The sequence below is a fragment of the Prevotella melaninogenica ATCC 25845 genome (genome assembly GCF_000144405.1).
GTDB lineage: Bacteria > Bacteroidota > Bacteroidia > Bacteroidales > Bacteroidaceae > Prevotella > Prevotella melaninogenica.
In genome coordinates this window covers 719,422-729,898 of record NC_014370.1, presented here as the reverse complement: position 1 = coordinate 729,898, position 10,477 = coordinate 719,422, and the positions used below count along the sequence as shown (strand labels likewise).

The 10,477-nt window shown below is 40.4% G+C and carries 9 protein-coding genes and 1 riboswitch; of the genes, 5 read left to right on the top strand and 4 right to left on the bottom strand.

The annotated features are described in order from the left end of the window. Positions 1–185: 185 nt before the first annotated feature. Genes HMPREF0659_RS02810 through HMPREF0659_RS02795 form a run of 4 tightly spaced genes read right to left on the bottom strand, consistent with a single transcriptional unit; the run spans position 186 to position 2,954 of the window. A complete protein-coding gene (locus tag HMPREF0659_RS02810) occupies positions 186–545 on the bottom strand; it encodes a GntR family transcriptional regulator (protein WP_013264829.1) in 360 nt (119 codons plus the stop codon). A gap of 27 nt (positions 546–572) precedes the next feature. Beyond that, on the bottom strand, positions 573–1,364 hold the full coding sequence (locus HMPREF0659_RS02805) for a hypothetical protein (protein ID WP_013264418.1): 792 nt from the start codon (positions 1,362–1,364) through the stop codon (positions 573–575). 20 nt (positions 1,365–1,384) lie between these two features. Next, positions 1,385–2,113 carry a GIN domain-containing protein gene (locus HMPREF0659_RS02800; RefSeq protein WP_013264653.1) on the bottom strand — a complete coding sequence of 243 codons (729 nt, stop codon included), beginning with the start codon at positions 2,111–2,113 and terminating at the stop codon, positions 1,385–1,387. A 19-nt stretch (positions 2,114–2,132) separates the two neighbouring features. After that, complete coding sequence (locus HMPREF0659_RS02795) at positions 2,133–2,954, bottom strand: ABC transporter ATP-binding protein (RefSeq protein ID WP_013263985.1); 822 nt, start codon at positions 2,952–2,954, stop codon at positions 2,133–2,135. An 828-nt stretch (positions 2,955–3,782) separates the two neighbouring features. Between HMPREF0659_RS02795 and HMPREF0659_RS02790 the strand changes: the two genes are divergently transcribed. From HMPREF0659_RS02790 to HMPREF0659_RS02770, 5 genes are all read left to right on the top strand, one after another. Further along, positions 3,783–4,667, top strand: coding sequence for a DNA/RNA non-specific endonuclease (locus HMPREF0659_RS02790; RefSeq protein WP_013265024.1), 885 nt, complete (start codon positions 3,783–3,785; stop codon positions 4,665–4,667). Positions 4,668–4,690: 23 nt separating this feature from the next. After that, positions 4,691–6,223, top strand: a complete 1,533-nt coding sequence (locus HMPREF0659_RS02785) for an ATP-dependent DNA helicase (protein WP_013264417.1) — start codon at positions 4,691–4,693, stop codon at positions 6,221–6,223. Between the two features lie 630 nt (positions 6,224–6,853). Next, entirely contained in the window at positions 6,854–7,435 is a 582-nt protein-coding gene (locus HMPREF0659_RS02780) for a hypothetical protein (RefSeq protein ID WP_013264690.1), read from the top strand. A 119-nt stretch (positions 7,436–7,554) separates the two neighbouring features. After that, entirely contained in the window at positions 7,555–8,124 is a 570-nt protein-coding gene (locus HMPREF0659_RS02775) for a GNAT family N-acetyltransferase (RefSeq protein WP_013265020.1), read from the top strand. Positions 8,125–8,204: 80 nt separating this feature from the next. Continuing rightward, a riboswitch (cobalamin riboswitch) is annotated at positions 8,205–8,395 on the top strand. 48 nt (positions 8,396–8,443) lie between these two features. Then, the gene (locus HMPREF0659_RS02770; RefSeq protein WP_013264288.1) at positions 8,444–10,423 is read left to right on the top strand and encodes a TonB-dependent receptor plug domain-containing protein; all 1,980 of its coding nucleotides are present in this window, start codon (positions 8,444–8,446) and stop codon (positions 10,421–10,423) included. Positions 10,424–10,477: the final 54 nt, after the last annotated feature.

Sequence of the window (10,477 nt, the reverse complement as noted above, 5' to 3'; positions counted from 1 at the left end):
AATCAATTTCTTAACGTTTAGTTCTGCATGACAGGAATGACAGCAAACACAAATTCTTAAACCTATATCTCCGTAAGTATTGATAAAGTGAGGGATGCACTTCAGCCTGTGCATCCCTCACTTTTATTATCAGATCCTGATAGAGAGAGAACCCTCTTACTTATTATCCATTTAGAAAGAGGCTGTCATTGTTGCGCTTTCTCCCACTCTTTCTCTATATCTTCTATTGTTATTCCTAATAGTTTCATCTCACGAAAGACAGAGGGAAGAGACTGTGTAAGGAATGTTTTACGCCGAGCTATTATAATTTGCTCACGTGCACCAGCTGAAACAAAGTAGCCAAGACCACGTCGGTTATAGATAATCTCCTCACGAGAGAGTAGCTCATAGGCCTTCACTGCAGTGTTCGTATTCACCTGCAGCATAACAGCATACTCCCGGACAGACGGTATTCGGTCGTCAGCTTTATAGGTTCCAGCTATGATCTCATCGCAAAGGCGGTCAGCCATTTGCTCATAGATAGCCTTATTATTTTCAAAATTCATAAGCCTTAATATTTAATCCACGCCGTGTTAAATATTTCTCCATCGATTGTTGATAACCTGCAGACGTGTATAAATCTTATAGGAAGACCAGAACATCAATAGGCTTACTCCAATCGAAATCATAGAATCATAAGAATCTCCTATTAAAACAACCTCATAATCAGTGTATTCGTAAAGGTACAACTTTAAGAAGAAATAACCTATAAAAAAAAGAATAATCACAATAAAAAAAACAACTATCGACTTCAGCCAAGCTAACTTGCGAAAGAGTAAACCTCCATAGATAGCAATTGAATAGTTCGAAAGTGTCGACAAAGCCTTGGTCCATAGGGGTGAGTCTGCACTTACATACGTATCAATATCAAAGTAGGCTACAACCATAGACATCCTTTCTCCGTGTGCAATAATCATTGAAATCAACTGCTGTAATCCGTCTGCAACAATAAAAGATGCACAAATAGCTAATGGATAAATCACTGCAACCAATAGCACACGGGCAACAAACTTCTCAAGATTAGTAGCTGGTAGCATCAATTCATTGATACGTTGCTGATGTCCTTCAAGGTCTTGAATAAAAAATGTACCTAACACGAAGAAGACAAATGGAGAAAAACTCCTAAGAGGACCTACGATATCAATGACGAGTTGCCTGTAACCAATATCATCTATCGTCTTTCCAGAAAACATAGGTATAACGAACATTGCAAAAGCTAAGAATATGATAAGAAAAGTAATAAAGATTACACTTATCTTGCGCTGACTTATCACCGAGAGTCTGCTCATTACATTACCGAAACGGTCTAAATCAAACTGTGCCATAATTTATATCCTCCTAAATTCTATTTTATTCTTGTTGTTTTATCGTTAATAACACTTGATTCCCGTGCTATCATTATCAAAGGCAAGCGCGTTGTCCCTGTGATATTAGCCTTTCCTTTACCCATCGTAGAGATAATTGCCGTATCAGTTCGATAGAGATTTACGCCTAAGCCAATATCCCCATTGGTATCAAAGTCTGCTTTCTTAGCTGTTAGGCTTTTGACACCAATAGCTCCAGCATTCTTCATAGATACTTTCAGCTGATTTACATTCATCTTATTTATCTTCAAATTACCACCAGCGGGAGCTTCAATACTGAGCGTATTAAGCTTAAAAGAATCTGAAAGAATAACTGTAGCAGAATTGTTCCATCTTAGACTCGAAAGGGTTGGCGTAGTAATGTATATATCAATACTTTTAGTTACCCTATCAGATGGGGGTAATAAAAATAAAACCATATTCTTTTTTAAGTTTTTCATGTCAATTACCAGTTTATTTTGTAGATTGACAAAACTGAAAACATCAAGTCGCTTTTTCTGTCCTTTAAACTTTAAACTATACTTTTCACCTTGCGAAATATAAACAGTACCAGCTCCACGAACATCTATCGTGTCAAATGAATCAACAGGAACCTCCTCTGTAACTACCTTTCCGTAATCAATTTTTCTAATAATACAAGAACTGAAAAGGAATAGGCAAGCAGCGAAAACAAGGCTGATATTAATGATTTTTGCAAATGTTGTCTTCATAATTCTCTTCCTCCTCGTTTTATTTAAGTTTACCTGTTGTTGCAGCATTAAACAACAATTCAAGATTGATCGTAGTCTCGTTGTCACCCGTCTGACGTCGTGCAATCACGTTGTTGCCTTGAATGGATGGCTCTGCATAGAGTACGCTGTCGTCCATCTCGTTAGGTTGACGAATACCGAAGGTGTAATCATTTGTTATATCCTCAGTTGATGCGTTCACAATCACTTGTGAATTGTCAAGAATGATAATATGGTCAAGCAACTGCTCAACATCGTGCACCTGATGGGTAGAGATAATCAGCGATGAATCTTCTGCCATATTGCCTGCCACAACCTTACGGAAAAGAGCCTTTGATGGAATATCGAGTCCGTTAGTAGGCTCATCCATCAGAAGAAGATGACATCCAGTAGCAAGTGCAAAGCTCATATACACCTTCTTTTTCTGTCCCATAGAGAGTTGCTTAAAGTCAAGATCAGAGGACATCTCGAAGTCTGACAAGCACTTTTCAAGAACCTCCTCGCTAAATCGAGGGTAGAAGTCTTCGTGAATCTTCGCATACTTACTGAGTGACATATTGGGCAAGTCATACTCTTCTGGTACAATATACATTTCCTCTAACATTTCTGGATAACGGCACGAAGCGGTGTAACCATCAACGATAACACTACCCTTCTTCGGTTTCAGAAGTCCTGCTATAAGATATAGCAGCGTACTTTTTCCCATACCATTCTTGCCTAAGAGACCGTAAATTCGGTTCTCATTGAGTTGTAGATTCAGTCCCTCAAACACGTTATGCTTACTTTTTGGGTAGCTGAAAGTCAGTTCATTTACTTGAATCATAGGGCTTTTCTTTTTAATAGATTGTTTTCTTTGATTGCATTTTTTATTCTCATTTTTTTAACCTAAAGTGTACTACTATAATAGTACACTGCAAATGTAAGACTAAAAATCAATACTTGCAAGTATTTTAGTAAAAAAGTGATGAAAAGATAATCATTTTCTTATGAACAACCTCAATTTAACAATCATGCTCTTTAGGTTTTCTAAGAAAAAAGAAAGCCATATATAAATAAGGTATAAATGGAATAGAGTGACAACTACAAAGCACATTTTGTAATAAATTTATCATTGCTTCATTTTCAATTCATGCTTAATAGCGTTTGAATTAAGCCTTAATTGGCTTTCAAAAGACGCCCTTTTGGGCTCTAACTAACGCCCTTTAAGAAGCCAAGTAAGCACCTTTTAAAATCCATCCTTATAACCACCAGAATATAAGGAAGTTACAAAGACAACACAAAACGTACTTTTATACATTTCAAAAGGCTTAAAGCAACTAATTATGTAAAGATATTTCACACCTTAAAGGATAAATACATTCTTTCAAAGAATAAGCCATTAACCACATGCAAAATCTCCAAAAGCAAATAAAAGACAGCTTTTAGGTGAAGTCTTTAATGAAAAGCACCTATTAAATAACAAGAAAATAGTAACTTTGTAAACATAAACAATTTACCGCAAAGTTTGAAACTCAACTGGCAAATACTGCCCTACCCATATATTCTTAACCGATTATTTGAGACGAAAAGTTCTCAATTTCGCATTAGAAAAGGGGTAAACGAGGGAGAGGCGCAACTATCATAAATAGTATTAAATTCAAAACAACAATAAATGAAGCATATAATCCTAAAAACAATCATACTTTCTCTGTCCCTATTGGCTGTTGCATGCAAAGGAGAGAAACAGAAGAGAGATTTCTCAACATTAGACAAACCCTTTATAGAATCCTATAACAACAATAGGTCTGACGACACTAATACATCAAAGGGAAAGAAGAATGCGAACCAGAAAAACACATTTGAAGTAAAACAAGGCTTAGAAATTCCTATCGGTAAAGCCAATATTCCGTCTCTCATACTCTATCGTGAGGGCTATACAACATCGTATAACGCAGAAACACGTACACCTAATTGGGTGGCATGGCACCTAACGGCAGCTCACACAAACGGACCTATTAAGCGCAAGGGTATCACCTTCCAAGCAGACGAAGAGATACCTGCACCACGTGTGGATACCTATGATTATATGCGTTCGGGATACGATCGTGGACACATGTGTCCTGCTGGTGACAACCATTGGAGCCAAAAAGCAATGGAAGAGAGCTTCCTAATGACGAATATTTGTCCACAAGAACCAGCGTTGAATAGTGGTTTGTGGAATACAGTAGAAAAGCTCTGTCGCACATGGGCAGAGCAATATGGCGATGTTTATATTGTCTGTGGACCTATCTATTTCAATCGAAAGCATAAGACAATTGGTAAGAATAAAGTGCAAGTGCCAGAAGCTTTCTTCAAAGTTGTCCTCCGACTGAAAGACGAACCGAAGGCTATTGGTTTTATATGTAGGAACGCATCGGCTAAAGGACACAAGAAGACTGATTACGTCAATACAGTTGACGAGGTAGAACGCATCACTGGAATAGACTTCTTCTCACAACTTCCTGATAACATTGAACAGGTAATAGAAAGCCAAGCTAATATAAAAGAGTGGTATTAATAAGGAGTTAAAGACTTTAAGCGATGGTAAATGAGGAACTAAAGTATAGGATTTTACAGAACTTCGGATTTGCTCCTACTGCCGACCAGCTACATGCTGTAGAAGTCTTTGCACGCTTTATGACCGACCGTGATGAGCGTGCTGTAATGATTCTCAGAGGTAGTGCTGGTACGGGTAAGACCTCCTTAGCAGGTGCGATTGTGCGTACAATGCTGGTATTACGACAGAAGGTTACACTTTTGGCACCAACGGGTCGTGCCGCAAAAGTATTCTCACTGAATGCCAATCAGCCTGCAGCAACGATTCATCGCTCTATCTATCGGGAAAAAGCATTTACAGGACTTGATGGGAAGTTTAATCTGAATGTCAATCTCTTCCATGACCGTTTATTTATGGTTGATGAAGCATCCATGATTAGTCTGGCATCAAATAATAGCACTTTCGGTAGCGGTTGCCTACTTGACGACCTTATCCAATATGTTTATAACGACCATAATTGCCGTATGTTGCTTGTTGGTGACAAGGCACAGCTCCCTCCTGTAGGTGAAGAAGAGAGTCCTGCGCTACGTTCAGATGTTCTCCGTGCTTATGGACTGACGGTCTATGAGTGTGATTTAAACGAGGTTCTTCGTCAGAGTCAAGACTCAGGCATTCTCTATAACGCCACCGTTATTCGCCAAATGATAACCCATGATGAGGTAACGCAACTACCCAAGATTCGTTTCAATGGCTTTGCTGACATCTCCATCGTACCAGGTGATGAACTTATCGAACGACTGGCCTCCAGCTATTCAGAGGTGGGAATAGACGAAACAATGGTTATCACGCGATCCAACAAACGTGCTAATGTATTCAATCAAGGTATTCGAAACATGGTTCTTGGACGTGAAGAAGAACTGACAACAGGCGACATGTTGATGGTCGTGAAGAATAAGTATAAGAACAGTCCACCCCCATCACCTTCCCTCAATGGCAGCCTCAACAATGCTACAAATAATGTAAACGGCCTTACTACACAAGCGACAAGACAGGTTACGCAACTCCCTTCAGGAGGTGGAAAGGAGACAGAAAAACCTGCACTAACCTTCATTGCCAACGGCGACCGCGCTGTTGTGCGTCGTGTTCGCAATGTCCGCGAGTTCTATGGGTTCCGCTTTGCCGATGTATCACTGGAGTTTCCCGACTATAATAACGCTGAAGAGGAGATGACAGTTATCCTTGATGCACTGATGACAGAAGCCCCCGCCTTGACTCAAGAGCAGAACGAACAACTCTTCCAACATGTGTTGGAGGATTATGAAGACATCCCTCTAAAGGCAGACCGCATGAAAAAGGTGCGCGAAGATGAGTATTATAACGCCCTACAGGTAAAGTTCGGTTATGCTATCACCTGTCACAAAGCACAAGGCGGACAGTGGGCACACATCTATCTTGACCAAGGATATATGACAGATGAGATGCTCACACCCGACTATATCCATTGGCTTTACACCGCTTTCACTCGTGCTACTGAACATCTCTACCTTGTCAACTGGCCCAAAACACAAGTAGAATAAGCATTTGTAGCCGAAGTTTTAATCTCATTACATGGATAATAAACATTTCCATAAGACCTAAACAGCATAAAAAACATAATGGTGTGCATCATCTACAGAGGCTATTGACACAGAGTACACCTATGATGCAAAAGGAATATACTGCTCTTTTATCTTTATAATAAAACAATCTGGACTTAGCCCAAGTTGGTTTTTATTTTTTCCTCCAAGCATTTCTGCAGGATTAAGTCCTAATTACCTATAATAGGACATATATCATAGACGCCTACAGAAAACACTCCAAGACGTATTTATCCATTGATGACAACACCTCCGCCTACCCTCTTTTAGTATCGTGTTGATGTCCAGCACATGTGGTGCGCATGCCCCGCACCATTGGTGCGAAGGCTTAACACCAATAGTGTTGAACGCTTAATACAAGACGCTATGTTGTCAACAAGAAAACAAAATACCATTAGCATATATGAATACGACCATTAACAAATAACAATTACTTGCTTAACCCCAAATCATTCAACCATACTCTTTTATAGTTAAAACATGCTAAAAATAAACCAACTAAACAAAATTATACCTATCTTTGGCAAATATAGTAGTTAAATTTTTTATTCACTAAAGCTTAAAAAGATTATGAAGAAAGTATTTATTATGGCTATTGCTGTAGCAGCAATGACCCTCGCAAGTTGTAACAACGGTAAGACTAATGCACCAAAGGCTAATGCAGACTCAGACACAACAGAGTCAGTTGCAACTGATTCAGCAACAACTGCAGCAGCTCCAGCCTCAGCAGATCAACTCATCGAGCAACTCAACGAGAAAGTAAAGGCTAAGGATGATAAGGGTGTAGCTGCATTGCTTACAGCAGCACAGACCAAAATGGCAGAATTGGCACAGAAAGATCCAAAAGAGGCACAGGCTTATGTTGCAAAGCTTCAGCAGTGGATGCAGAGCAATTCTGAGAATATTCAGGCTGCATTGAAGTCTTCTGGCAATGAGGCTGCAGCAAACGCAGTAGGTGCTGCTATCGACGCTGCCTCAAAGGCTGACCCAAAGGCTATTACTGAAGGCATGTCAAAGGCTAAGGAAGCTATGCAATCAGCATCACCTGAGCAGGTAGAAGCTGCTAAGAAGGCTGCCAAGGAAGCTGCAGAAAAGATGCAGGGCAAGTCTGGTGAGGCTGCACAGAAGGCAATGAAGGACTTAGGTCTTTAATATCACCTACCCCACTTCCTTCACAGTTTGAAGGAAGTGGGAGATTATTCAAGCCGATACGATAAAGAAATCATCCAAGAGAAACACACTATCTCAAATAGTTTTCGTATCTTCGCACTATGATTAAGATTGAAGATGCACAAAAGAAGCAGGCTACAGTAATAGCCCGTTTAATTATGGAGGCTATGAACCACGAGTGTTGTCAGTGGTTTGCAGGTCCTAACCACACCTTAGAAGACTTCCATCTGCTAATGACAAGATTAGTGGAGCGTGAAGACTCGCAATACTCCTATCTTAATACACTTGTAGCAATAACAGAAACAAATAAGATTGTTGGTATCTGCGTCAGCTACGATGGAGCTAAACTTAGAGAGCTAAGAAAGGCTTTCATAGAAGGAACTTTGGAGGCTTTCGGTCGTGACTTTTCTGATATGGAGGATGAGACAACAGCTGGTGAACTATATATTGACTCGCTTTGTGTTGACAATTCTTTCTGTGGACGAGGGCTTGCTAAGCAGCTACTTGAAGCTACAATAGAGAAAGGAAGAAAGATGAACCTCCCTACTGGATTACTTGTTGACACAGGAAACCCTCAGGCAGAACGACTTTATCACCATGTAGGATTCGTATATATAGGTGATAATCAATGGGGCGGTCATAAGATGAAGCACCTACAAAAGCCACTCTAAAATCACATTTCAACAGGTGATAAGCATTATGCTGTAAGTAGAAAAGTACACCTTTATTTGCCTATCTCTCCCCTTTGTCGTATCTTTGCATATGCAATAGGTTCATTACTATCATGATTAAAAAGGGAAAGCGGTGTAATTCCGCTACTGTCCCGCAGCTGTAAGTTGTCTCTCATTGGTAAGCTGATACCACTGGTGAATATAAAACCGGGAAGGTGCTTACCTACATTGGATAACGAGTCAGAAGACCTGCCATTGCAAGTCATTGCATCCCTCGAGGAAGGGCACTGCATAGAACCATTTGATTACAGAATGAGATATGAGGCAATTGGCTTCTTTCTTACTTTTATTGTGCCCACTCGGTGCGATAGCACAGACTATTGAATCTGACACAACACAAACCATAGAAGAGGTTGTGGTCAATGGCTTTCGCATTTCTGGAAATGTATTGGCAAGTTCGCCAGTACAGACACTTTCACATGCTGATATGGAACGACTTGGCATCCACGATATGGGCGATGCCTTGAAACGCTTTGCAGGTGTACAAGTGAAAGACTATGGTGGTGTAGGCGGTATGAAGACAGTTAACATCCGTGGACTTGGAGCTGGTCATACGGGAGTCGTTTATGATGGTGTTCAGGTGGGTGACTGTCAAAGCGGACAAGTAGACCTATCTCGCTTTACCCTCGATAATATCTCACTCATCAGTCTTCAAATTGGTCAAGACGACAATATTTATCAAAGTGCAAAGTCATATGCTTCTGCGGGAATGATTAATATTAGTACACTACAAGGCTATACAGACCGTAATAGTCAATCAACAAGAAAGAAGACTCAGCTCACGACAACCATCCGAACAGGTAGTTATGGTCTGTTCTCACCTTCCCTACTCTTCCACCAGCAGTTTTCACGCCTTGGTATTGGGGCATACGGAAGCTATGAAAGGGCTGATGGCGTTTACGCTTTCAAGTTGAAAAATGGTGTCAAGACTATCAATGAACGACGTAACAATAGTGACATTGAGACTTGGAGAGGAGAATTTAACCTTGATTATCAGTTCAATGACAAGCAAATACTGAAGTGGAAGTCATACGGTTTCACCTCTCATCGAGGCTTACCGGGTGCAGTCATCTACGATAACACCTACTCTGCTGAGCGATTAGTAGACAAGAATGTCTTTACACAACTATTCTATGAGAACCAATTTAGCCAGCGTATCAAGTTGAAAGCAGCTGCTAAATGGAATTATTCATGGTCACGCTACTCAGATGTGCCTGCCAGTGGCTATAAAGAAGATATCTACAGACAGCAGGAAGCATATCTAACAGCAACCTTATGGAGCGAGCCTTTACAAGGACTTCATCTATCTTTGGCACAAGACTATGCACATAATCACCTTTCAATGTCGCTTTCACAGGCTGCAAACCCTACACGTAACTCTCTGTGGACAGCATTGGCAGCAAACTATCGCATAGGTCAATTCACATTCAACACATCACTTCTTGCAACGAATATAACGGAACAAGTAAGACTCGGTAATGCCTCTGACGGCTTCCATCGTCTTTCGCCAGCCTTCAGTTTACAATGGAGAGCCTTACAAGACCTTCGTTTCCGCTTTGGATATAAGGATATCTTCCGCACGCCAACACTCAATGAACTTTACTATACAGGCATTGGCAATCGTCGCTTAAATCCTGAGAAGTCACGCCAGTGGAATCTCGGTGCAACCTATTCACATACCTTTAACCGTACATTTCAGCTCTCATTGACGGCAGATGGATACTTCGGTAATGTCACAGATAAGATTATTGCAGTACCAAAGATGTTCTACTGGCAAATGATGAATGCTGGTAAGGTGCGACAATTAGGGCTTGACATCTCCGCTAATGCAGAGAAACGATGGAGCAATGATTGGTCACTCAGTGTGACTGGAAGCTATAGCATGCTCAATGCAACCGATAGAACTAATCCAACCGATATTTACTATGGACACCAGATAGCTTATACTCCACGCCATTCGGGTTCAATCAGTTCGCTGCTACATACCCCGTGGCTGGACTTAAGCTATAATCTACTGTTAATGGGTGAACGTTATTCATTGGGATATAATATTCCTAATAACCGTATGGCAGCCTTTACTGACCATAGTATCACGATTTCAAAGGATATAAACTTCCTCAAACAGGAACTGCATCTACAGTTTGACTTACGCAACCTTGGTAATAAAAACTATGAGGTTGTACGCTTTTATCCTATGCCAGGAACAAACTGGCGACTCTCAGTAAGTTGGAAACTCTGAGGAAAAAGTAGCAAAAAAGCAAAAGAGGAATGTGCAAAAATAATAAGAAAGAGA